The 24,737-nt window shown below is 60.9% G+C and carries 16 protein-coding genes; 10 read left to right on the top strand and 6 right to left on the bottom strand.

Annotated features, from left to right (window positions below; translation table 11 throughout):
• The 5 genes from FEZ63_RS22115 to FEZ63_RS22095 form a co-directional block, all read left to right on the top strand.
• The coding region (locus FEZ63_RS22115) for a glycoside hydrolase family 3 C-terminal domain-containing protein (RefSeq protein WP_201274253.1) at positions 1–1,000 on the top strand (1,000 nt) is incomplete at its 5' end.
• A 177-nt stretch (positions 1,001–1,177) separates the two neighbouring features.
• Positions 1,178–2,269 carry an ABC transporter ATP-binding protein gene (locus tag FEZ63_RS22110; RefSeq protein ID WP_244622933.1) on the top strand — a complete coding sequence of 364 codons (1,092 nt, stop codon included), beginning with the start codon at positions 1,178–1,180 and terminating at the stop codon, positions 2,267–2,269.
• Positions 2,262–3,395: an ABC transporter substrate-binding protein gene (locus tag FEZ63_RS22105; protein WP_150948848.1), complete on the top strand. Its 1,134-nt coding sequence runs from the start codon at positions 2,262–2,264 to the stop codon at positions 3,393–3,395. Before FEZ63_RS22110 ends, FEZ63_RS22105 begins: the two co-directional genes overlap by 8 nt.
• Positions 3,396–3,484: 89 nt before the next feature.
• Positions 3,485–4,318 (top strand): ABC transporter permease, encoded by an 834-nt coding sequence (locus tag FEZ63_RS22100; protein WP_150948845.1) that lies wholly within the window; start codon positions 3,485–3,487, stop codon positions 4,316–4,318.
• 116 nt (positions 4,319–4,434) lie between these two features.
• Positions 4,435–5,229 carry an ABC transporter permease gene (locus FEZ63_RS22095; RefSeq protein ID WP_420846321.1) on the top strand — a complete coding sequence of 265 codons (795 nt, stop codon included), beginning with the start codon at positions 4,435–4,437 and terminating at the stop codon, positions 5,227–5,229.
• A gap of 23 nt (positions 5,230–5,252) precedes the next feature.
• Here the strand turns inward: FEZ63_RS22095 and FEZ63_RS22090 are convergent, their stop codons facing one another.
• The 5 genes from FEZ63_RS22090 to FEZ63_RS22070 form a co-directional block, all read right to left on the bottom strand.
• Positions 5,253–6,467: an adenylate/guanylate cyclase domain-containing protein gene (locus tag FEZ63_RS22090; RefSeq protein ID WP_150948837.1), complete on the bottom strand. Its 1,215-nt coding sequence runs from the start codon at positions 6,465–6,467 to the stop codon at positions 5,253–5,255.
• 49 nt (positions 6,468–6,516) lie between these two features.
• Entirely contained in the window at positions 6,517–9,768 is a 3,252-nt protein-coding gene (locus FEZ63_RS22085; protein WP_150948834.1) for an error-prone DNA polymerase, read from the bottom strand.
• On the bottom strand, positions 9,765–11,270 hold the full coding sequence (locus FEZ63_RS22080) for a Y-family DNA polymerase (RefSeq protein WP_150948831.1): 1,506 nt from the start codon (positions 11,268–11,270) through the stop codon (positions 9,765–9,767). The genes FEZ63_RS22085 and FEZ63_RS22080 overlap by 4 nt, the downstream gene beginning before the upstream one ends.
• Positions 11,188–11,940, bottom strand: a complete 753-nt coding sequence (locus FEZ63_RS22075) for an ImuA family protein (protein ID WP_150948828.1) — start codon at positions 11,938–11,940, stop codon at positions 11,188–11,190. The genes FEZ63_RS22080 and FEZ63_RS22075 overlap by 83 nt, the downstream gene beginning before the upstream one ends.
• 237 nt (positions 11,941–12,177) lie before the next feature.
• Positions 12,178–13,023 carry a class I SAM-dependent methyltransferase gene (locus FEZ63_RS22070; protein ID WP_150948825.1) on the bottom strand — a complete coding sequence of 282 codons (846 nt, stop codon included), beginning with the start codon at positions 13,021–13,023 and terminating at the stop codon, positions 12,178–12,180.
• A gap of 137 nt (positions 13,024–13,160) precedes the next feature.
• On the opposite strand from FEZ63_RS22070, the gene FEZ63_RS22065 reads away from it, so the two are divergent.
• The 5 genes from FEZ63_RS22065 (at position 13,161) to FEZ63_RS22045 (ending at position 23,095) form a co-directional block, all read left to right on the top strand.
• The gene (locus tag FEZ63_RS22065; RefSeq protein ID WP_420846320.1) at positions 13,161–15,188 is read left to right on the top strand and encodes a transcriptional regulator; all 2,028 of its coding nucleotides are present in this window, start codon (positions 13,161–13,163) and stop codon (positions 15,186–15,188) included.
• Between the two features lie 279 nt (positions 15,189–15,467).
• On the top strand, positions 15,468–16,244 hold the full coding sequence (locus FEZ63_RS22060) for a VOC family protein (RefSeq protein WP_150948822.1): 777 nt from the start codon (positions 15,468–15,470) through the stop codon (positions 16,242–16,244).
• Between the two features lie 215 nt (positions 16,245–16,459).
• Positions 16,460–16,792 carry a GYD domain-containing protein gene (locus tag FEZ63_RS22055; protein ID WP_150948819.1) on the top strand — a complete coding sequence of 111 codons (333 nt, stop codon included), beginning with the start codon at positions 16,460–16,462 and terminating at the stop codon, positions 16,790–16,792.
• A 556-nt stretch (positions 16,793–17,348) separates the two neighbouring features.
• Positions 17,349–22,574: a phosphorylase family protein gene (locus tag FEZ63_RS22050; protein WP_162419822.1), complete on the top strand. Its 5,226-nt coding sequence runs from the start codon at positions 17,349–17,351 to the stop codon at positions 22,572–22,574.
• Between the two features lie 323 nt (positions 22,575–22,897).
• A complete protein-coding gene (locus tag FEZ63_RS22045; protein ID WP_150948812.1) occupies positions 22,898–23,095 on the top strand; it encodes a hypothetical protein in 198 nt (65 codons plus the stop codon).
• Positions 23,096–23,283: 188 nt separating this feature from the next.
• On the opposite strand, the gene FEZ63_RS22040 is transcribed toward FEZ63_RS22045, so the two are convergent.
• Positions 23,284–24,156 carry a hypothetical protein gene (locus FEZ63_RS22040; RefSeq protein ID WP_150948809.1) on the bottom strand — a complete coding sequence of 291 codons (873 nt, stop codon included), beginning with the start codon at positions 24,154–24,156 and terminating at the stop codon, positions 23,284–23,286.
• Positions 24,157–24,737 lie beyond the last annotated feature (581 nt).

Here is a 24,737-nt window from a genome sequence, read left to right as displayed (position 1 = left end):
GCGCGGTCACGCGGAAGACAGCGTATCCGTGCTCAAAGGCATTCGCGACCGCGCCCACGCCGCCGGGATCGAGGTCCGTTATGCCGCCGGTTGCGACCTCACGTGCCGCAACACCGAGCAGCTTCCCGCTGCGATCACGGCGGCGCGGGAATCCGATCTCGTGATCGCGGTCTTCGGCGAACCGCAGGAGTTGTCCGGAGAGGCTGCGTCGCGCGCCCACCTGACGCTGAACGGCAAGCAACCCGAGATTCTCGAAGCGCTCGCTGCCACCGGCAAACCCATCGCGCTCGTCATCATTGGTGGACGTCCGCTCGAACTCGGTCGACTTCCGGACAAGCTAGCGTCCATCCTCATGGCCTGGTACCCGGGGACCGAAGCGGGCCCCGCCATCGCCGATGTCCTGTTTGGCGATTACAATCCAAGCGGCAAGCTGCCCGTGAGTTGGCCCCGCGCGATCGGTCAACTCCCGCTCTATTACAATCGTCTCCCGACCGGTCGTCCGACGCTGCCCGAGAACCGGTTCACGGTGAAGTATATCGACGAGGCCATCTCACCGCTTTACCCGTTCGGCTGGGGATTGAGCTATTCCCATTTCGCGTATTCGGATGCCGCCGTCATCAAGGCCGAGCTTGGCGCGGACGACGTCCTCGAAGCTTCCGTGACCATCACCAACACCAGTTCGCGGGCGGGTCAGGAAGTGGCGCAGCTCTATATCCGCGACCCGGTTGCAAGCCGCAGCCGGCCCCTTCGGCAGTTGAAGGCTTTCGAGAAGATCCCGCTCGATCCCGGCGAGGCGAAGCGGGTGACGTTCCGGGTGCCGGTCAGGGATCTCGGATTCCATCTGGACGACGGAACCTATCTGATTGAGGAGGGGATCATTCAGGTCTTCGTGGGCAGCAACTCGAGCGCCGGCTTGGTCGGCGAAGCGCACATCACGGAGACGATCCGCATTCCATTCACCGACAGTCGCGCCGGCCTGTCGACGCCGGCCGCGCAGTAGTTGCCACTCCGCGTCGCCAGACGTTCGCGCCCTCATGGTTGCGGCCGACGGGCCGTCGTCCCAGCGTCACACGATCCTCCTACATAGTCTCGCCCCGGTCCCTTCCCAGCGAAGCCGGATTGTGGTTTGCTGGCTACATAAGAACGCAGAAAGCGTGTCCGGGAGGCGACGACGACCGTGGGTGCACCTGTGTCTGCGGCTATCGCTATCGATAGCCTTCATGTGAGCTATGGCAACCAGCGCGTGCTGCATGGGGTCGATCTCACTGTTGCTCCCGGCGAGTTCATCGCGATCCTTGGTTCGTCGGGCTGCGGGAAGACGACGCTGCTTCGAACCATCGCGGGTTTTCAGAAAGCATCTCAAGGGGCGATCCGCCTGTTCGGCCGGGATGTGGTGAACATGCCGCCTGAGAAGCGCGGCATGGCGATGATGTTCCAGTCATATGCGCTCTGGCCGCATATGACCGTACTCGGCAATGTCGGCTATGGCTTGCGGCTGCGTGGGGTCGCGAAGGACGAGATCCGCACACGGGTGGCAACCATCCTCAAGATGCTGAACCTCTCAGGGCTTGAGGACCGCAAGGTCACCAATTTATCGGGCGGACAGCGGCAGCGGGTTGCGTTGGGGCGGGCCCTTGCCATCGAACCCGAGATCCTGCTGCTGGACGAGCCCCTGTCGAACCTCGACGCCAAGGTCCGACTCCAACTGCGCTCCGAAATCAAATCGCTCCAGAACCGTCTCGGCTTCACGGCTGTCCACGTCACGCACGATCGTGAGGAAGCCATGACCATGGCGGATCGCATCGTGGTCATGGACGCGGGCAAGATCGCACAGATCGGCTCGCCCAAGGAGGTCTTCGATCATCCGAACTCACCGTTCGTCGCGAGTTTCATGGGAGCGGAGAACACCATCGGCCTCGATATCCGAACGTCCGGCGCCGGCGTCGAGGTCGCGGTCGCGCACGGAAACCCCACCTCCTGGGACGGTGCGGTTCCGCTCGGGCCGGTCACGGCTTATTTCCGCGACGACGTGGCATCGCTCGACGGGCCGGATGCCCGGATCGACGGGTCCATCATTCTGCCCGGACGAATTACGCAGAGAACGTATCCGGGCGGACATTACAGGTACGTGGTCGCGATCAACGACCGTCATTTTACCGTGACGGACGATCACTACCACGAGCTCGATGATGCGGTGGGCCTGCGCCTGCCGCTCGCATCGCTGCACCTGTTCCCCACCGACACAATCAAGGGAGAAAACCATGCATAAGAGCTTACTGGCAGCTGGCTTCACGGCCATCCTGCTGACCAACCCGGCGAGCGCCCAGACCCTCAACGTGGCGACCGCCGGCGACCAGAACATGGTCGACTATATCAAGGACTATCTCGGGCCGATGTTCGAGAAGAGCCACCCGGGCGTCAAGGTCGTGGCCGTCGGCACCGGCCCCGGCGATGGCGGTTCGCAGAAGATCTTCGAGAAACTCGACGCCCAGAAGAAGGCCGGCGCCAACTCGGATTTCGACGTGGTCGTCATCCACCAGAAGGCCGCGGGCACGATGGTGAAGGATGAACTCCTCAAGAAGTACCGGGACACGTTGCCGACCGGCAAACTGGTCACCCGCGACACGGCGAACAATTCGCTCGGCGCCGATGTGAGTGGCTACGTCATGCCGATGTTCCATTCGCAGACCGCGATCGCCTACAACCCGGATCTCGTCAAGGCACCGCCCAACAGCTATGCCGAACTCAGCGAGTGGGTGAAGAAGAACCCCAAGCAGTTCGGCTATAACGGCATCAAGGGCGGCATGTCCGGCGTCGCTTTCGTCACCGGCTGGGTCTCGGCTTTCGGCGGCGACGCGGCAAAGCTCGAAACCGGCCCCTACGACGCCGCCACCAAGGCCACTTGGGACAAGGCGATGAGCGACCTCAAGGAATTCAACAAGAATGTCGTGATCACGCCCGGCAACGCCGGCACCCTCGACATGTTGAACCGCGGCGAGATCGCCATGGGCCCGGTCTGGGTCGATATGTTCTACACCTGGAAGGCCGAGGGCAAGCTGCCGCCCAACACGCGCCTGAAGCTCGTCTCACCGGGCATGCCCGGCCAGCCGATGTATTACGCGGTTCCGGCCAAGACCGGCCAGGAGAAGCTCGCGGCCGAGTTCATCGCGCTTGCGACGAGCCCTGAAGTACAGGCCGAAGGCATCGTGAAGCGGTTCAACTGGTATCCGGGCATCGACGCCAAGAACGTGCAGCCTAAACTCGAGAAGGCCGACTGGGACAAGCTCTTCGTCGACATCACGCCTGAGGCGCTTGCCGCCAACGGCAAGCCGTTCCCGATCGGGCCGTACTTCAACGACATTCTGGAAACTTACGAGAAGAAAGTCGCCAACTGATCGCTGCGTGACGCATCGACTCCTCGCGGGCGGCCTGCACTCATCTGCGGACCGCCCGTTTTCAGCCGCCTCGGGAGGCAGCTCAAAAAATGACACGCCCGTCCTTCTTCGGCCTGATCCTGATTGCGCCTGCTCTGGCGATGATCGCGGCTTTGTTTCTCTATCCGCTCGGTTTCTCATTGACCTCGGCATTCACCGTGCCCGGCGGCGGATTTTCGCTGACACATTTTGAAAAGGCGATCGATCTCTATTCGACCGACATTCTGTTCACGCTCTTCATCGTCATCACATCGACCCTGTTGACCGCGCTTTTCTCGATCGCCATCGCGGGAACGCTGACGCTGGGTGAGACGCCGTGGCTGATTTCCTCGCTGCGATTTCTTTATCGATGGCCCCTTTTCATCCCGTTCATTGTCGCGGCCCAGTGCATGCGCACGTTCCTCGCCAAGAACGGCCTGATGAACAATTCATTTGTGGCCATGGGGATAATGGAACCGCTGCAGGCAACGAGCTTCCTTGATTGGCGCGGCATCATCATCACGTTCGTGTGGAAACAGGTTCCATTCGTCACCCTGATGCTCGCCGGCGCGATGGCATCCATCGATCGAGCAACGATCGAGGCCGGCCGCAATCTCGGCGCATCGCGGTTGCGCGTGCTGATCGAGATCGTGCTGCCGCAGGTAGCGCAAACGCTGCTCGTCGGCCTTGTCCTCTCCTTCGTCACCATGCTGTCGGTGCTGTCAGTCCCGATGATGGTTGCAGGCTCGCAACCCACGATGATGACCGTCGACATGGCATTTCGCATCAATTCCTACGGTGACTATGCGACCGCCAATGCGCTCGGCGTCATCTCATATGCCATCGCCGGAGCCGTGGCTTGGATCTACCTGCGACACAACGTGAAGCGTGAGATCGCCGCATGAGTATCGAGACCCAGGCGAGCACGGCGATTCGACAGGGTTCCGTTCCGGCTCTCCGGGGAGTCGCATCGTCCTCGCGGCGCGGCTTTTCGCCTTTCGCCGTAAGAGGATGGGGCGTCTTGTCGACGATCCTCAAAGGGCTCGGGCTTGCGGTTTTTGCATTCGCGCTGTTTGGGCCGCTGGCAAACCTCGCGCTGTGGTCGGTCGCGGAGCGGTGGTATACCCCGTTCAAGCTTCCGGTTACGTACGGCATGCGATATTGGGAGGTCGTCTTCCGCCCGACGGGGGACGCCATGTCGTCGCTGGCGACGAGCGTGAGCATTGCTTGCCTGACGGTCGTCGTCGCGCTCGCAGTCTCGGTCCCGGCGGGATACGCGCTGGCGCGCCTGAAGCTCCCCTTCCGCACCGTCCTGATGATCGTTTTCCTGCTGCCGCAGGCGTTTCCGTCGGTCGCGATCTACATCAACGTAGCGCGGGTTTTCTACAGCCTTGGATTGACGGGTACGATCCCCGGCGTCGTCCTCGTCCATGCCGCACACGGGCTGGTCTATTCAGTCTGGATCGCCGCGGCGGCGTTCGCGGCGGTCGACAAGGATCTGGAACTGGCAGCGCGCAACATCGGCGCATCGCCGCTGCGAACGTTTTTTACGATCACGCTGCCGCTGGCGGCACCCGGCATCATGGCGAGCGCGATTTTCGTCTTTCTCGAATCCCTCGACGAATTCACCGGCACGTTTTTCGTCGGTGTGCCGCAGGTCACGACGCTGCCGCTGCTGCTCTACAACGCCAGCATGGGCGGCAATTATCAGATCGCGTCAATTACCGCGCTGATCCTTCTCGTCCCATCCGTTCTGTTCATGATTTTTATCGAACGTTTTCTGAAGGCCGACGTGTTAAGCAAGGTCGGCCAATAGCCGGCTCGTCGCGGGAAAATCCCTTAGTAAATCGCCGGATCGAGCGTGAACAGCTCTTGCGCGCGTCCCACGCCGCGCAAGGCGAAACGCCCGAGCGACACGAAATCCTTCCGGTCTTCCGGCAAGGTTGCGGCAACAAAATCGGACGACATGGCGACGCCGCGGTCGGCCGAGCGGCACATCGAGGCAATGCGGCTGACCTCGTTGACCGCCGGTCCGACGACCGTGAAATCAAGGCGGTCCTCGCTGCCGATATTGCCGTAGAATACGTCTCCGATGTGCAGGCCGAGATAGACCGAGGTGACCGGCCGTTCTTCCGCGCTTCGGCGTGCATTCAAGATCTTCAGGCGCTCGCGCAGGCTCGCCTCGGCGCGGAGCGCGCATCGGCAGGCATCGCCTGGATCACCGGCTTTAAAGATCGCAAGCGTGCCATCGCCGATCAATTTCAACACGTCACCGCCCGCCTCATGGATCGACGAAATCACCGCGTCAGCATAATCATTGAGGAGCGGAATGACTTCGTCTGGTGCCGCCGTGTCGGTAATCGAGGTATAGCCGCGCAGATCCGAGAACCAGAGAACGGCGTTGATACGATCCGCTACGCCGCGCGAGATGCGACCGCTCAGGACGCGCTGCCCGGCATCGCGCCCAAGATAAACTTCCACCAGTGTGCTGGCGATGCGGGTGAGGGACGCACATTTGATGGCGAGCGCGAGTTGGGGCACCAGTGTTCTCATCGCCGCAAGCCCGGCTTCGCTGAAGCCTTCAGGACGGCTGGTGGCCCAGTGCGAATAGAAACAATCCATGTCGCCGATGGCGCCGTCGCTTGCAAAACGATGAACGAGAGCGAGATAGTCGGTGTGGCCCGCTTCCTGAAGGGTCTCGAGATTCAGAAAGCCGGCCGTCTCGCCTTGACCGAGCTTGAGCCGGACCTCGTCGCGTTCCGTCGTCAGCATGTGATAGAAGACGCTTCGCTGCCAGTTGGCTGCCGCCTCGCCGTCGTGGGTGCGGCCATATTCCAGGACCGGCTCTTCCTCGACGCCGTCGTTCCGCCAGCGGAAGGCGCGTCCTTCATAGACCGGGTGGAGCGTGTCGATCAGCGCCAGGGCGCGTGACAGATCGAGCCCGACCGCCTGGCATTTCTGGCAGAACCCATGCAGGAGCTCGGTTTCCGACGCACCGCCAAGGCCGCGTTGGATGATCCATGCGGATATCCGTTCGATGTGGCTTTTGTCCATCGGCCTATTCTGGGCCACCCGAGGCAAAAATCCACCCGTGGATTGGCATCTAACGGAAATCCCGCGTCTTGATCCTGATTCCGCTTTCAGGTCGGAGATCGAGAATATCGGTCTCGCGCGGCTTTCGCCCAAGCGGAGGCGTGTCGCGGGAATCCGGCCCGCCGCCACGCTTTGCTTCATCGCCGCGCCCGTGCGGGAGCGGGAAAGCCTTCTGGCGATTGCCCACGCTCTTCAGGAGATCGGAAAGGTCGATCATGTGTTCGGCCACCACATGGATCACGTCGCCCTCACGCTGGACCCGTCCTCTGCAGGCAACCATGCCGGCAGACAGGATCAAGCGTCGTTGCTTCTCGAAGAGGGACGTCCAGATGACGAGGTTCGCAATATCGGTTTCGTCTTCGATGGTCATGAACATGACTCCTTTGGCCGACCCCGGCTTTTGCCGCACGAGCACCAGCCCCGCGACCGTCACCCGCTGACCGTCACGAATCGCCTTGAGCCCCTCGCAGCGCATCATTCGTCGCGCATCGAGGTCCTGTCTGAGAAAAGCAACCGGATGCTGGCGAAGCGTGAGACCTTTGGAGCAATAATCCTCCACAACCTCCCGCCCTTGCGTCATAGGCGTGAGCAAGACCTCCGGCTCGACCGATTCCGGTCGCAGGCGGTGGTCGCGGTCATCAGCCGCAGCGAAAAGCGGCAAGGGCCGATCACTGAGGCCTTTGACCTGCCATAACGCATCGCGTCGGTTCAGTCCGATGGAGCCGAAGGCATCGGCTTCGGCCAACCGCTCGAGGGCCGCCACCGATACGCCGGCTCGCCGCCAGATATCCTCGGCCGATTCGAACGACGCCTCGCCACGCGTGAGAGCGATCGCCGCGCCCTCCGTCTCGGCCAATCCCTTGGCCATTCGCAACCCAAGCCGTACAGCAAACCGGCCGCCCACGTCTTCGAGCGTGCAATCCCAGCGTGAATGATTGATGTCGATCGGCCTGACCTCGACGCCGTGCTGCTGCGCATCGCGGACGAGTTGCGCCGGGGCGTAAAAACCCATCGGCTGGGCATTCAGGAGCGCACAGCAGAACACATCGGGATGATGGCATTTCACCCAGGACGACGCATAGGCGAGGAGCGCGAAGGAAGCAGCGTGGCTTTCTGGAAAGCCATAGGAGCCGAACCCTTCGAGTTGCTTGAAGATGCGCTCTGCGAAGTCGCGGTCATAGCCGCGGTCCAACATTCCATCGATGAGCTTCTGTTGAAATTTCGACACGTCGCCCTTGAACTTGAACGTCGCCATGGAGCGTCGCAGCTGATCCGCTTCGGACGGCGTGAATCCGGCGCATTCGATGGCGACCCGCATCGCCTGTTCCTGAAAAAGCGGTACGCCGAGCGTCTTGCCGAGCACTCTTTCCAGCTCCGGTCTCGGATAGGACACGTCCTCCATTCCCTGCCGCCTGCGAAGATAGGGGTGCACCATGTCGCCTTGAATCGGCCCCGGCCGCACGATGGCGACCTCGATGACAAGGTCATAGAATATTTTAGGTTTCATCCGCGGCAGCATCGCCATCTGCGCGCGACTTTCGATCTGGAACACGCCGACCGTGTCAGCCTTGCAGATCATCTCGTAGGTCGGCGAATCCTTCGAGGGGATCGACGCAAGGGTGTGCTCCACACCCTTATGGTCGCGCATTAGATCGAAGGCCCGCCGCATGCAGCCGAGCATCCCAAGGCCCAGCACATCGACCTTCATGAATCTCAGCGTCTCGATGTCGTTCTTGTCCCATTCGATGACCTGCCGGTTTTCCATGGCGGCCGGTTCGATCGGCACGAGATCGTCGAGACGATCCTGCGTCAGCACGAATCCGCCCGGATGCTGCGACAAATGTCGAGGCGAACCGATCAATTCCCGCGCCAGTTCCAGGGTCAGCCGCAACCGCGGATCATCAAGATTGAGGTTGAGATCGTTGACCTCCTGCTCACTGACCCCTTCCGTGCTCCACCCCCAGACGAGTCCCGAAAGTGCGCCGGTCACGTCTTCCGGCACGCCCAGAACCTTGCCGACCTCCCGAACAGCACCGCGCGCGCGGTAGCAACTCACGACGGCGGTGAGCGCCGAACGCTGACGGCCATAGGTGTCGTAGATCCATTGGATGACTTTCTCGCGCTGATCATGCTCGAAATCCACGTCGATATCGGGCGGCTCGTTGCGCTCCTGGGAAATGAAACGCTCGAAGAGAAGCTCCGATCGCGCAGGGTCGATAGAGGTGATAAAGAGCACGTAGCAAACTGCGGAATTCGCTGCCGATCCCCGCCCCTGGCATAGAATCCCCTCCGATTCGGCATAGCTCACGATGGCATGGACGGTCAGGAAATACGGGGCGTATCGGAGATTTTCGATCAGCCGCAATTCATGCCGCAACTGCAGCGCAACTTTGCTGGGAACACCATTCGGATAGCGTTTTTGCGCGCCCTCCCACGTGAGACGCTCCAGCTTTTCCTGTGCGGTCTCGCCCTCATCCGTTTCTGCCGGATATTGATAGGCAAGCTCATCGAGCGAAAAAGTGCAGCGTCGCACGATCTCGGCCGTTCGTGCGACGGCTCCGGGATGGCGCTCGAACAGCCGTATCATCTCGGCCGCATCTTTCAAGAAACGGTCGGCGTGGCGCTCAAGGCGGAAGCCTGCAGCGTCGATGGTGCAGCCCTGCCGAATGCACGACACCACATCCTGCAGCATGCGCCGGCCGGGATGATGATAAAGAATGTCGCCGAGCGCAACTGTCGGCACCTTGGCGATCTGCGCCGCCTGTTCCACATCCCAGAGGCGCAGATGTTCGTTTGCCCCGAACCGGCGGATCAGCGCCATATAGGCGCGATCGTTGAATGTGCTCTTCAGGCGTCGCAGATCAGCCTGGAGTCTCTCGTTTGCGTCGTCGCCAAGCAGAACCGCGATGAGGCCCTCGCTCCAGATTTTGACATCATTCCAGCCAAGCGCGCATTTGCCTTTTCCCGCGCGGACTTTCCCAAGACTGAGCAATCGGCACAGGCGAGCATAGGCTGCGCGATCCGTGGGATAGACCAGCAACGACGTGCCGTCGGTGAGATCGAGCCTACACCCGACGACAAGGCGGATTCCGGTTTCTCTCGCGGCTTCATGGGCCTTCACGATGCCCGCCAGCGAATTGCGATCGGTGATGCCGAGCGCGTCGATCCCCAGCAGCTTCGCCTGCTCGAACAATTCGCGCGGGCTCGATGCGCCGCGAAGAAACGAATAATGAGTCGTGACCTGGAGCTCGACATAGGTCATGCGAAAATCCCGTGCAGCCACCACCGCGCGGATTGACCGGCCGGAGCATCGCGGAACAACCAGAAGCGTGCGCCTGTTTCGTCCTCGACGCGGTAATAATCCCGTAAGGCAAAATCACCTTGTCCTCCCCGCCACCATTCGCCGGTGATGCGTTCCGGCCCGTCGGCCTTGATCACGCGATGGCGCACACGCCGCCAGATGAAGAAAGCGGGCGGGTGATCGGGCAGCAGCGCGGTGGCCGTGACGAGTTCCGGGTGTTCGAGAAGACGCGATGGACGCGGCAATGTGTCGGACCACGTCTGCCCGGTGAGGGGAGCGAGCGCGGGAACCTTCTTTACCGATCGTTCGGGAACATGGCTCTCGACGGGCTGAAGCCGGTAGACGCGTCGTGGCCCCAATCGCGCCCCAAGTCGATCGACAAGGCGACTCAGATCAATGGCCGTCGCCTCGCCGCTCCTGAAATCCTGCGCTTCGACCTGATGTGCGCTTAAAGGCTCGACCTTGCTGGCAACAAGAATGGCCGCCTCGATTCCGAAACCCGGATCGACCAACTGCAACCGTTCGTCAAAGAGCTTGGCAAGGTGGCGCGCATCTCGCGTCGCCTTGGCGGTGCCGACACGCAAAGCCACGTTGCGACGATCGATGCGCTCGAAGATCAGATCGAGACAGCGCACACCGAGATCCTGCGGCGCAAGGTCCTGACAGAGAGACGCTGTCAGGCGGTTGAGCACGTGTTTGAGATCGTCCAGTTGCCCGATGGGTTCGGCAAAGGCCAATCGTCGGGATGGTGTCTCTTTCGGCACCAGCGGATTCAACGGTTCAAAAGCATGACCGTAAACCTGATCGAGGCGCAGGCCGACATCCTTCCCGAAGCGGCGCGTCATCGGCGCGCGCGGCATGGCGGCGAGCTGGCCGATGCGGTCGATGCCCAATCGGCTCAGGCCTTCGACAATCAGGGAAGGTAGCCGCAAACCCGCAACCGGAAGCCCTTCGACGGCGCCCATGATTTCGCCGCGTGGCACGATGGTCCGGTGGCCGTAGCGCGCCATCGCCCAGGCCGCGCCCGGCGTATCGGCGATGCTCGCCATGGCGTGAATGCCCTGCGAGGCAAGCCGCTGAACAAGATCGGCGACAAGTTTTTCTTCCCCGCCGAAGAGAGCCGACGAGCCCGCGATATCGATCCAGATTCCATCCGGCGGACAAGGCGACACAACGGGCGAATAACCGATGCACCACCGCGCCAGCTCGATCAAAGCCGCCTCGTCCTGTTCCGGCACGGCTTCAACGACATGGAGATTCGCCACCAGGGCCTGACCATGCGCCACTGTTTGCCCCACGCGCAAACCGAGTGCCTGCGCCGCGGGATCGACGGCGCCGATGAGACGTCGCGATCCTTGCGTTTCGACCGTCACCAGCGGCTCATCGGACGGCGGCTTGCCGCCATGGCGCCTGATCCGGTCGGTCGGCCAGGTCGGCAGGTAGAGCGAGACGACCCTTCGCATCGCAAGCCTCGAGAATCCAGGAATGGGGTTCGCCGCCTCGGCAGCGCAGAAGGTCCACATGCCAGCGGGCACGGGCAAGGCCCGGCGCCGGCGGCGCATGAGACATGAAAGGCGAGATCCGCCAGCGCGTGGTGGCGGCGCTGGGGAGAGTGGTCAATTCTTTCTCGGCCACGCTCCACCAGCGGCGCAGAACAAAAACCGGGACACCCGATGCTTCGGCCGCCAGTTGAAGGCGGCGTGAGGCGGTAAGGCCAAGCCGGGTGACCTCCCCGATCACTGCCGCAAGCCCCCTTTCCCGCAAGCCCTCCTCCATGGCCGGCAGAATGTCCCGCTCTCGAAATGTCTCCGCGTAGAGGACCCGATCGGGGTGCAGCCCCACATTCACCAGCCCCGGCGCGAACAGATCCCGCCGATTGAGGCACCACAAGACCGGCCCTTTAAGGCGGGCCGCAATCCCCGCCGTGAAAAGCGTGGCCGACCCGGAAAACTCCGCCGCGGATCCGCTCTCGGTGACCTCATGCAATGCCCCTCGCGCAAGTCCACCTCCCGGAAGCCTGATATCCACCTCCGCAACGCCGAACGGCAGCGCCTGATGAGGGCGGAACTGCCCATCCAGTCGCCTGATTTCCTGCCGCAACGCGGCAAAAACCTCCTTTCGTCCGGCACGCATGGACCTTGCCAACCCATTTACATTAATGATGTTCTTAGTTTGTTCTCATGAAGTCCGAGAGTCAACAGGACTCCTTCAACGCGCTCCCTGACCTCACCCGTGCCATGCTGGCAGCATGATCCATCAAGCAAGCCGGGTGCCATAAGAGACCCAGCGCCGAAGCTCATTCGGCGCCGGGGTATTTCTTCGTCTGATCTTCCTGCTTTGGAGGCCGCGACGAAAAGCGCCCGCTATTCGTCAACGCGTAATGACGACCTCGAGATATTCGCCTGGCACCACCATGGACTTGTCTCCCGAGCGATTGAACTCCTCGACGAGCGCCAGGAGATCCTGATCAAGAGCCGCTTGCTGCATCGGCGCGAGAGCGGCGAACGTCTTGAGCACCGGGCCGTAATAGGTCTTGAAGGTCTCCAACCAATGCTGCGGCGTGCGATATCGGAATACGAAATGCCGTTGCGCCGCCTTGACTGAGGCCACATGCGGCTCGAACAGTTCGGCAAGCCCCGCCCGGGTGCCCCACAATGCCGGCGACCTGGTGCCGGGAGGCGGCGGGACGTGCCTGCCGATCGTTTTAAACAGCTGCCCGATGAAGCCCTCAGGCGTCCAGTTCGCCAGCCCGATCTTGCCACCGCGCCTGCACACGCGAACCAGTTCGGCGGCGGCCCGATCCTGATCGGGAGTGAACATGACCCCGAATGTCGAAACGACCACATCGAAGCTTTCGTCCGCAAACGGCAGAGCTTCTGCATCGGCCTCACGAAACGCCATGCTGAGCCGTTCTGCGTCGGCGCGTTCCCGCGCACGATCGAGGAGCGCGGGAACATAATCCGTGGCGACCACATCACACCAGCGCCGTGCGGCGGCGAGGCTGACATTCCCGTTGCCGGCGGCAACATCGAGCACTTTCTGCCCGGCGCGCAGATCCAGCGCTTCGCAGAGCTCCTCGCCGACGATCTGCAGGGTGGTGCCGACGATCGCATAGTCGCCCGAAGACCAGGCTCCCTGCTGGCGGGCTTTGACCGCCTGGAGATTCACTGGTTCGGAGGTGGGGCTTTGGCTGATTGCAGCTGCGGACGTAACCATGATTCTCTCCATCGAACGGTTATTCTGCTATGCTGCCGCCTCGCCATGCGAAGGCGCCAGCTGGATCCGGCGTCACGCGCCGCGATTCCGAGTTCGCACCGTAACGGCCACTCGTGGAGACGAGCGTGGGAGCAGGCATGGAAATGCCCGTGGAATCGGAACGGCCGATCCCCACCGATGCTGCGGCCTTGCTGCAGGTGCGCCTCCTCGGGCCACTGACGATCAGCCGTGGGGGCGTGGTGCTGGCGCTGCCGGCCTCGCGCAAGGTTCAGGCGCTCTTCGCCTATCTCGCGCTTGCCCCGCACCCTGTCGCGAGAAGCCGGCTTTGCGATCTCCTGTGGGACGTTCCGAACGATCCACGGGGAGAGCTTCGCTGGTGCCTCAGCAAAATACGAAGTCTCGTTGACGAGCCTGGTCGGCACAGGGTCGACACGCAGGCCGACACCGTCAGGCTCGATCTCGCAGATTGTTGGGTCGATGCGATCGACATCGCCCGCGCGCATCACGACGGCATCGACACGCTTGCACCGGACCGGCTGCGAATGCTCGCTGCTTCGTTCGAGGGAGAATTGCTCGACAGCCTCGAGATCGACCGGAGCCCGGCCTTCTGCGGCTGGCTGACCGCGCACCGGCGTCGGTTCCGCAGCTTTCACGTTGCGGTGCTGGAGCACCTCGTCCGGAGCGCTTCGGATGACGAGGTTCTTGGCTATCTTGAAAAATGGCTGGAGCTGGCTCCCTTCGACCGTCGCGTGCACGAACTCCTTCTGAACCGGCTCGCCGAGCGCGGCCAATTTCGGGAAGGAGAGGAACATCTGGCGGCGACGGCCCGGCTGTTTGAGGCCGAGGGCCTCGACTGCGCACCGATCCGCGCAACATGGCGCTTGGCCAAAGCACAAGGAGACCGTCCTCCTGGCGCTCGCGTGGCTGCTTCCCCTGCCCTCATCGGAGCAGCCCCGGATGCCATTGTAACCCTCGCTCCCCGCCGGGCCTCCATAGCGGTGATGCCGTTCGCCGACGGGTCCCCTGCGGAGCGTGCGCGCGGCGGGGTTGCCGACGCCCTTGCGCACGACGTGATAACGCGGCTCGCCAAGCTGCGGAGCCTGTTTGTCATCGCACAGGGGACCGTGTTCACCCTGCATGAGCGGCGCGTCGGTCCCGAAGAGGCCGGCCGAATGCTCGACGTCGATTACGTTGTCGGCGGATCCGTGTGGCGCCATGACAAACGCCTGACCGTGACGGTCGACCTCACCGAAACACGGACCGCCCGAATTGTCTGGGCCGAAAGCTTCGACCACAAACTCGACGACGCGTTCTTCATCCTCGACGAGATCGGCAACAGGATCGTCGCGTCCATCGCCAGCGAGATCGAGATGACCGAGCGCAACCGGGCCATCCTGAGGCCGCCGAACTCGCTGGACGCGTGGGAGGCTCATCATCGCGGCCTGTGGCACATGTATCGATTCAACAAAACCGACAACGATCTCGCCCAGCATTTTTTCAAGATGGCGCTGCGTCTCGATCCGACCTTCGCGCGCGCCTATGCGGGCCTGTCCTTCGCGCATTTCCAGAATGCCTTCCAGGATTGGGAACAGCGCGAGCCGGAGATCGACCGGGCCTTCGAGGCCGCGGGGCAAAGCCTCATAGCCGACGATCGCGACCCGGCCGCGCATTGGGCGATGGGTCGGGCGCTCTGGCTGCGCGGTCGTCACAACCAGTCCGTTGTGGAACTGGAGCAGGCCGTCGATCTCAGCCCGAATTTCGCCCAGGGTCATTACACCCTCGCTTTCGTCCACTCGCAGGACGGCGATCCACGCGCCGCAATCGGGTTCTCCGACCACTCGCGCCAGCTGAGTCCGTTCGACCCTCTACTGTTCGGCATGCTTGGCGCACGCGCCATGGCGCTCGTGCGTCTCGGACGCTTCGAGGAAGCCGCCGATTGGGCCATCAGAGCGGCCGCCCGCCCCAATGCGCATGCGCAGATCCTGGCGATCGCCACTTATTCGCTGGCGCTCGCGGGCCGGCTTGACGAGGCGCGCGGCTATCTCGCCACCATACACAAGACGCTGCCTCGCTACGGAATCGGCGACTTCCTCACCGCGATGCAGTTTTCATCGGAAGGCGAGCAATTGTTTAGAGAGGGCGCAAGACGCATCGAAACAAATTAGTCGGCAAAAAGTCGAGGTTTCATAAGGTGCCGGGAGATTGCTCAGAAAATAAACTGTTCCGCCACTGCGCAGCGGTGAAGTCCCAAGGACACGGCAGCGGACGAGGCCGCGCGGCGAACCCCGAGAAGAGAACTCTTTCCCGACAACCTACACAATATGATCTTCTTGAACTCGCTGGTCACGGGCGGCAAGATAAAGGAATTCCGCGGGAAGCAACCTGATATACCCGTAGGAGGGTTACGCTACGGAGAATAAACCTCGACCTTTAAGGAACACACAATGCCAAATCAGCACGGCGATTTCATTTGGTACGAGCTCCTCACGTCCGATGTGGACGCTGCCGCCGAGTTCTACGGCGCCGTCGTCGGATGGCGGTCGCGATCCTTCGACGGCGCTCCCCACGGCTATCGCATCTTCAGTGCCGATGATTCCGATGTCGCCGGGCTGATGACAATTCCCCCCGAGGCTGCAGCGGCCGGAATGCGCCCTTGCTGGCTCGGATACATTGCGGTCGATGACGTAGACGCGGCCTCCAGGCGCATCGTCGAGGCCGGCGGCACGCAGCATGTTTCCCCCACGGATATTCCCGGCGTCGGCCGCTTCGCCATGCTCGCCGACCCGCAAGGCGTCATATTCTACGTGATGCGGGGAGCGACGGAAGAAACGAGCACCTCCTTCGCCTCCATGAAGGTCGGACATTGCAACTGGAATGAGCTTGCCACCAGCGATCAGGCGGCGGCGCTTGCCTTCTATGGCGGCCAGTTCGGCTGGGAGAAGGGCGACGCGATGCCGATGGGCGAGATGGGCGATTATCAGTTCATCACGCATCACGGTGAGACCCTCGGCGCGGTGATGACGCGAGCGGCCAACGGTCCGCCACCGATGTGGAATTTCTATTTCGGGGTCGCGGATATCGACATTGCCAACAAAGCGGCGACCGACGGAGGCGCTACGATTCACTACGGGCCGGCCGAGGTTCCCGGCGGGAGCTTCATCATTGTGGGAAGTGATCCACAGGGAGCGATGTTCGGTCTCGTCGGCCCACGCAAACCGTAAAGCGAACGTTTCGGTCCGAACCTCACCCGCCCGCAACTGCAGGGCCGAGAATATTTCTCAGCCCTCAAGGCGTTATGCCGGACATTTAACCAGTCCCCCGGGAGACCGCCGGAACCACCTGCCGTAAATGACTACAAGGGGTGATGCCGGTTCAAAGGCTGCCGCAGGTGCTACTATTTCTCTCTCGCCAAAGATGGCGAGCGTGGGAGGAACAGATGCCCCTATACCTCACCCGGTTCAGTTACACGCCAGCAACATGGGCGAAGCTCATCAAGAATCCCGAAGACCGCCGGGCGGCGGCCAAGCAGTACATCGAAGCCGTCGGCGGAAAGATGCACGGATTTTGGTATGCCTTCGGCGATCACGACGCCTACAACCTGTGGGAAGCCCCGGATAACGTCTCGATGGCCGCGACCGCGATGGCGATCAGCGCGGGCGGAGCGCTAAGCTCCCTACAAACGACGGTCTTGCTGACCGTCGAGGAGACACTCGCAGCCATGCAAAAAGCGTCGGCGATCAAGTATCGCCCACCGGGAGAGAAAGGTTAGGGGCACTCCAGGAGTACCTTGCACCGGATGGCGCCCCATCCGCTGGCGTGGTTGCCGGGCCGGAATGTCTGCTTATGGCGGGCCGGGACGCTTCCGCCGCGGGCTAAGATGCCCCTCAAAAACACTGGCGATCCCGGGAAGACTCGAACTTCCGACCTACGGTTTAGGAATCGATAGATTGCAACGTTCGGTGATTATACAGGGTTCCGGTCAGGTACGCTGGAATGAGCGTCGTTCCGTTCGAAAGATGGGGTCTGAAATATCTGGGACAGTGAAATCTGGTGAGCTGCGGCGGACGGGGGTGAAGCTGCGTCGAGGCAGGAAACTGCAACCGGCGAGCAACCGGCGCAAAAACTAAGAAGGCCTTCGCACAAGCGGGAAGTTAAGGGCCGCTTCCCAAAATGCTCTCGCCACCCTGGGCCGCGGTAGACCTTTCCGGTCGTCGGACTGCCTACCGATTTGCCCGAGAACGGAGATCAGCGCCGCCGCATGAGTCGTCGGGCGCTTGCTCCTTGGCACTCCCCACCAAAGCCCCTAAGACGATCTAATGGGGAACATGTCGGTCAACCAGTTACTAGACGAGGCAGCAAAGCGAAATTTGCGGCTCGCGCTGATAGTCACAGCACTCGATCTCGAGCTCCAGGCAGTCATCGCACATTTCACGCCCTTTGCCTCCGTCTTGGGGCGAGACGGCGTGATCTACGAGTGCGGGCTATTTCATGACGTTGGTCAGGACTGGCTCGTCATCGTCGCTGAGACAGGCGCAGGCACCCATCCTGCGCAGGGCGTGGTGACCAACGCTCATATTCATTTCGGGCCAGAGGTCCAGATCTTCGTTGGTGTGGGCGGCTCTCGAAAGGAGGACGTTCCAATCGGAAGCGTTGTCGTCGCCGACCACGTCTATATGCCATACAGCGGAAAATACGGTGACAAGGGATTTTCGGCCCGACCGAGGGAATTCCCCGCCCATCCCAAGTTGCTGGGAATCGCCCGTAAAGTGCGACGCGACAGAGCATGGGTTGAACGGATCAAAGACCCCGCTGACGGCAGGCTACCGGCGCTGAGCGAGTATCCGGTGGCGTTCCCACCCTTGGGCCACATCGCGCCCGCGGTTTCGACCGAAGCGGTAGTCGCCAGCACCAAAGGCGACCTCGCCGACCTGATTGCGAACGACTACGGTGACGCGTGCATCATCGAGATGGAAGGGTACGGCGCTATTTACGCTGCAAGCCAGGAGCTAAAGCCCGCCATCGTCATCCGCGGCGTCTCCGACATGGCGGAGAACAAGGAACCTGGGACCGACAAAATTCGACAGCCGATCGCCGCTTGCCACGCGGCCGCTTTCGCATTTGAGGTGCTAGTCCAATGGGGGCATTTCTACCCCCGGGTGTCCGCGCTGGTACCAGCTTCGCCGCATACGAGCGAAGCCGAGCTGCAGCAATCCTCAGCCGCCGACGCTCCGAATGGTTATGCGCCTACTGGTCCGCGCGCTATATATGTCCTCAACCTAGACTCCGAGTTGTCGGCGGTGACGCCTGCGCAGGTGGCGGCCATTGAGGCGATTCTGCGTGAAGTCGCGGGGGCGTCCAGCCTCACAATTGAGAAAATCGAAAAAGGCTCGGTTAGGCTCTTCGTAAGCGATCTAACCGGCACCATGGCCCGTGTGGACGTGCAGAAGCTCCGTGACGCTTTGGAGAGTCGGCTCGAACTCTACCTGTTGGGTCTTGCTCCCGAGCATGAGGTGCAGGAGCTGAGCGAGATCAGCGAAGAGCTCCTCGCGGCCTCTAGCGATCTCCTTTCCTGGCCGGCGACGCTGCCGGATGGCGACTGGATCGACCGTCCCGAGCTACAGCAATTGCTCAACATTATGCGTGAGAACGTGCGTAGCGTCACGGCGCTCATCGGCGATCCAGGGTCCGGCAAGTCCGCCCTTCTGGCGACTTTGGGCAAGATGCTTGTCGATCAGGGTTACCCGGTCTTGGCCATCAAGGCCGATCTGCTCGACGGTGAAATCAACAACGAGGCTGACCTGCGGGAGAGGCTCGATCTGTCGGATCGACCAAGCCGGCTTCTCGCGCGCCTCGCCGCGTTCCGCCCCACTTACCTTTTAGTCGACCAGCTAGATGCCCTTGCTGGGTACCTTGATCTACGGACGGGCAGGCTTAGCACGCTGCTTAACCTCGTGCGTCGGCTGGGTAGGTTGGACAATGTCCATATTGTCATGTCGGCGAGAAGGTTTGAGTTCGAGCACGACGTTCGATTGCGCTCGATCTCGGCGGAGAGCCTTAACCTGCAGCTTCCCGCTTGGAGCCAGGTGCTCCCAGTTTTGGAGAGCAAAGGAATCCAAGCTGCGGGATGGCCGGACGACTCTAAAGAGGTGCTGCGCTCGCCCCAAGCACTGGCAACATTTTTGCAATTGCGTGGGATCGAGCATTTGGGCCCGCTCGGAAGCTACCAGACCATGCTCGACCGGCTATGGTCCGAGCATGTTTTGAAGGGCACGAACGGCGTCGCTCGCTCCCAGCTTGCAGGATCCATCGCGGAGACCATGGCTGAGGAGGAAAGCCTGTGGCTCGTTCGGGCACGCTTCGAGGATGTTAGTCATGACATCGACGCTCTTATAGCAGCAGGTATCCTTACATTAAATGCGTCTGGTACTAGTATCGGTTTCGCGCACCAAACCGTTTTTGATTACGCCCTAGCCAGAGCATTTTCTCAAGGGAGGGGCCGCCTATCTAGCTATGTCCTGGCGCGCCAATCGTCACTCTTTGTCCGTCCAAAGGTCTGGGCAGCGCTTACCTATCTTCGCGGTGCGGACACGAACACTTACATTACTGAGTTGGGATCTATCTGGGGCGCTCAGGGGCTCCGCCGTCACCTTAGATTGCTACTCATCGACTTCCTCGGTCAACAGGTCGCGCCGACTGACCATGAGGCTCTCCTTATGGAGCAAGCACTCAAGTCGCCCAACGAACGAGCAGCCGCATTTCGCGCTTTATCGGGCAGCGCGGGCTGGTTCCAACGCTTCTCCCGGAGCTACTTCGCCCAGGCCATGAGTGAGGGTGCTCCAGCCGCAGACTGGGTGCTTGACGCTCTGATCGCCGCGTGGTCGAGCGATGCTCCACGCGTGACTGCACTTATTCACGATCATTGGCTACCAGACCCGGCGAACGATACGCGGGCGTGGCTTGCGATTCAGCGAGCGCCGAACTGGACCGACGAACTGCTCGAGATTGCGACTACCATCCTGAGTCGGACGGCGATCGCGCCCATTTATGTGGATCATTTGCTGGCAGAGCTCGGCGTTGAGCAACCCGAAATCGCACTCAAACTGTTGCGGGCAAGCCTGGCGCAGCAGCTAGAGTCTGCAAAGACAGCCGCTGCAGAAATCGCGGCCAGGACTGAGCCACTAGAATCGTCGCCAAGCGAGCAGATAGTCTGGTCCATGAACAATAACCCGCGCGAACCGATCAAGCGCCTCGTGGAGACGACTAATGATTGGGACTCTGTACCAGCGCTTGCCGAACGGGCACCCGCGCAATTCATTGCGATTTTATGGCCTTGGTACATCGAGACACTCGCCGCAATTCGCCGATACAGTGGGAATCGCGAAGAAAGGCTCGGTTATGCTCTTTTTTACGAGGCGGACTTCCGTTTCGAAGGCGAGAACAGCTCGGATCTCCCTGAACCGTCGTTACTAGCGGCCATCCGCACTGCGGCGGAACGACTTGCAATCGAAGCACCTGACGTCTTTCGCGCATGGGTCGTCGTGAGTAGCCAATTTGAATTTGCGCCCGTTCAGCGCCTGATTGCACATAGCTTCACCGCCAATCCCGCCGAGTTCGCGGCTGACGCGCTCGCGTTCATCTCACACGACCACAGGCGCCTCTACTTGGGCAGCATCGAGGATCAAACGGGGACCACAGCGCGACTTATCGAATCAGTGGCTTACCATTGGTCGGAGACGCAGGTTCTCACCTTCGAACTCATGGTCTGGAACTTCAAACCGCCCACTCAAACAGACCGGACCGATGCGCAATTTAAGCAGGCTTGGCAGAAGCTACTAAGGCGGATTCGGCTCGACCTACTGCGCTCTCTCCCCGCCCACTTGGCGAGCGAGCAGACGCGAAGAAGACTGGAGGAGGAGAAACGGGCGTTGCCGGGCGGTCGCCTGGGTATGGTCTCCTCTGGCGTGCGCTCGATCGGCTCGATTATGAGCGCATCAGAAATCAGCCGTGCCTCTGACGATGACGTCATCAATGCCTTCAAACTGCTTCCGGACTCGACGCATTGGAGTCACCCGCATTATTGGGAAAAAGGTGGCAATATCCAACTTGCCCGCGAGTTCGCAAACTTCGCCAAGGCGGAGCCTGAGCGCGCGATCAACCTAATCGACCGCTTGGAGGCCGACATTGGCCAGCGCGGGGCAGGCTACGCTTTGGAGGCGATGAGCGAGGCAGCAGACCCCACAAAAATGATGAAGGCGATCGTTGTCTTGGCCGATCGAGGCTTCGGAGCGACTGAATTCCGTAGCTCCGTAGCAATGGCTATCGATCGGTTGATCAACCGCAAAGTCGAAATCGACGAAGCCGTCGTTGACCTGTTCAGGCGTTGGCTGCTCGTGCCACCATCTGACGTGCGCGACTCCATCGAGGAAGCGGATGAGGAGGAACTAGAGGCTCCCGGCGAAACCAAGAAGGGCAACGGGGACGATCCAGATGTTAGAAGCCTGCTGTGGAGCAACGGTGGCTGGTCAAGTGTGCCAGGCGACCCCTACCCATTGCTGCAGGCGCTCGTCCGAATTTACCTCCGGCGAAATGACATCCCATCGCTCGTCGAAGTCCTAGATCAGGCGTTGAACAATATTTCCGACCGCAAATGTTGGCGTCACTTGCTTCGTTCGTTCATTCGCCTCCAACCGATCAACGGTGGAGACGCTACCGACCAGATCAGACTGCTGCATCGAATCCTTGATCGTTTCCCCGAATTCGTCGGTACGGCGGAACTAGCGTATCTGTTGGGCCACGTTCACTGGTGGGCACCCGACCTTGTCGAGAGTGAGCTACTCAGGTGGAAAGCCGCACAAGGAAGAACCGTCCGCTATGGTTATGGCGAGTTGGTTGCCCTACTTGCGTTACTTCATCCCGAGCGGCCCTGGCCAAAGGAAGCGCTCGCGGCAATTGAGCAATCCAGTGACCACGACGCCCGTGCAGGCGCTGCGACGACCGCAGTGAATCTGTGGACCGGAGAGGCTCGCCGAGCGCGCGCAACCGAGTTGCTCGTGCGACTCCTGCCTGCTGCCGCGGAAAGCGAGTGGTCTGCTGTCTTCGAGCTGTTTCGCATCGTGGACGATCTAACGCCAAAGGCGAGCACAATTGCCCTCTTGGACGCCATTGCGGACAATATAGATAAGGCTCCGCGGCTCACCTCGACCTTTGTCGTCGACAGGCTCGAGACCCTTCTTCCACACGAGGCTCGGCTGGTCGCCCGTATTGCCGACGGTTTGGTGAGGAAATGGCGGAATGAGCTCGGCGACATGAGGACGGGAACCGCATCCACTGCGCCTCAACTCGTGGACCTAGCCGTTACGCTGCACCGTCTTGGGCCGGCAACACGGGAGGATGGAACGCGCTTGTTTGAGCAACTGATCGATATCGACGCCCATATGGCGCGTGCGACGCTGGACGAGCTCGACAGCCGCTTTCGACAGGAGAGAGCACATAGGCGTCCGCGGCTGCCGAGACGACAGCGAACGCAGCGTCGTCGAACGCGGGCCGCCTAGGCTCCGCGCGTGCGAAGCTATTCTAGTAAGATGAGATTCTCGTTGCATTGACTCTCGCGTCGGCGAAGTGAGGTTCGTCGGCATCTAACAGAGGGTGACAGGCCGGCCAGAGCTACTCCCCTATCCGCCCACGCTCCGTGTATTCCTCTCTTTCACCCAACCTCAACGTACCCGTGCGTACGGAAGCCGCCTCCCGCCGTCGTGCAACGAAAGAACGATGGTAGGTTGGAGATGTCGCAGCAGCGTCTGCGCCGCAACAGTATGGAAATTTTCGCGGCTCGCGCGGCGTGTTTTATTCTTCTTCTCATCAAGAGGAGAACCAAATGAAAAGCCGGTCACTGCCCGTCGCATCCTTCGAACGACCGCTCACGCTGCGCGCCGCCGCAGAGGCAACCGGCCTACCCTACTTCAAGCTCCAGCGAGCGGCGCAGTCAGGTGCAATTCCGACCTATACGTTCTTCAATTCTAGAAAGTATGTAAAATTGAGCGACATCACGAAGGCCATGTCGGCTGCGAGTTAAGGGTCCCGAAGAAACACTGCCTATATGCTCTGGCCGCTGCGCCCGGGCCTTACCTGTCACCACCCTTAACCCATACCCCGCGCTCTTAGTTTCCATGCCCGTCGACATACCGCACGGAGGTTGCTGGGCCCGCAGTCTTTGCCTGGCTAAGGAGAACGTGCTTGCAGCGATGTGTAGTGCGGCGGCCATCACGCCCGGTTTGATGGCAACGTTCTCGTCGAGACCTTTGCCAAAAACGAGGCAACTGGATCCTCGTTGTGACATTCGACAGTGAAGATCCCTCCCGCTTGATCATCTAAACTAATGGCTCGAGACACGGCATTAAAGAAGATCGGCATTGCGTCACTGCGGACGAGCGTATTAACGGTTCGCATGTCGATGTTGTGACCATGTGCCACCGCAAGGCTAATCAGCATGGCACGGGACACGTTCTGTCTGACTTGCATCGGCAGGTCCAGCAATTCGAAAGCCAGTGACATGAGATCTGTTGCACCGAGCACAGAGCCGTTTGGAACGCGAATCGTTGCACGAGAAGGTTCAGCGGCCGCCCTAAGTAGCTGGGCCCGCGATGCAGCATCCATGCGATGGAGTTGGGGGATGCCCGCAGCTTTAAGGAACGCTGAAGAGACAATAATAGGTGTCGGCTGCAGATGGTGCTGTGAACCATGCACTTTCATTAGCTCATTCGAAATTTCCCATGCTCCCTGATCGAATGTTGCGTCAAAATAGCGGCGAGAGATTCCGACCGTTGACGGTGTTGGAACGCGGAGCGTTGACTGCCAATGTCCCACCGGCACGTGCTGCTTCATGCGCAGAAGTGCTGCTATTGCATTTGCCCCGAAACCGCTGCGGGCAAGCAAGCTGCCATTAGCGGCATGACCGTCATCACTTACGACACAGTCCGCCATGGCGACAACTTGGCCATCACGAGTGACGAGGACGACGTGATGTGGCTCCCAATGGCCTGTGGAAAACCGTTTGCGCACAATCTTGCGGTTAAGGCTGGAGACGAACTCTCTCGCTGCGGATATGTCATCTAAAATGTAAGCCATTTTCGGCATGCGTCTCATCCTCAGTACCGCCGGTGGTCGCATGAACTCCGGGTCAAGTACAAGAGTGCTGGTGTCTATGGTCGCTTAAGGAGCGACTTTGCCCAGCTATTACTGTTCCGAAATCCCAAATATGCGATTGGGCGATTGTCTCTTATCACTTGAAGTAAGATGCATACCTTCTCCCCCGCCACCTATACCCACCATTTTTTTATCTTTCACCCGCCCCTGACCTACCCGTGCGCACGGAGGCGGTCCCCGCTGGTGCTCAGCCCTCGAAGCTATATTAGTAGGAGGACGTGCCGCAGCGGCCGGCGTAGTACCTCCGCGACGGCTGGACGGGGCATAGGGCACGCATAGCGGAGCGGCGCGGCCAGCCCCGGAATAACCCAATCCGCGGCAAGATCCCATATCTAGTTGACAGAATGCAAAAGCATCTACATTTTGTATTCGCGAACGCAGTACCGCACCTGTCCAAGCGTTGCGAGGGTAGCCCCTCCTCCCGAGCGACAGAGCTACAGACCAGTGGTCGCATCAACGTACCCAGTCACTAGGGGGCGACGATGCATAGCTGGCCGATAGGCATCTCATCG

Source organism: Microvirga brassicacearum, assembly GCF_008757455.1.
Classification (GTDB): domain Bacteria; phylum Pseudomonadota; class Alphaproteobacteria; order Rhizobiales; family Beijerinckiaceae; genus Microvirga; species Microvirga brassicacearum.
This window is presented reverse-complemented; position numbering and strand designations above follow the sequence as displayed.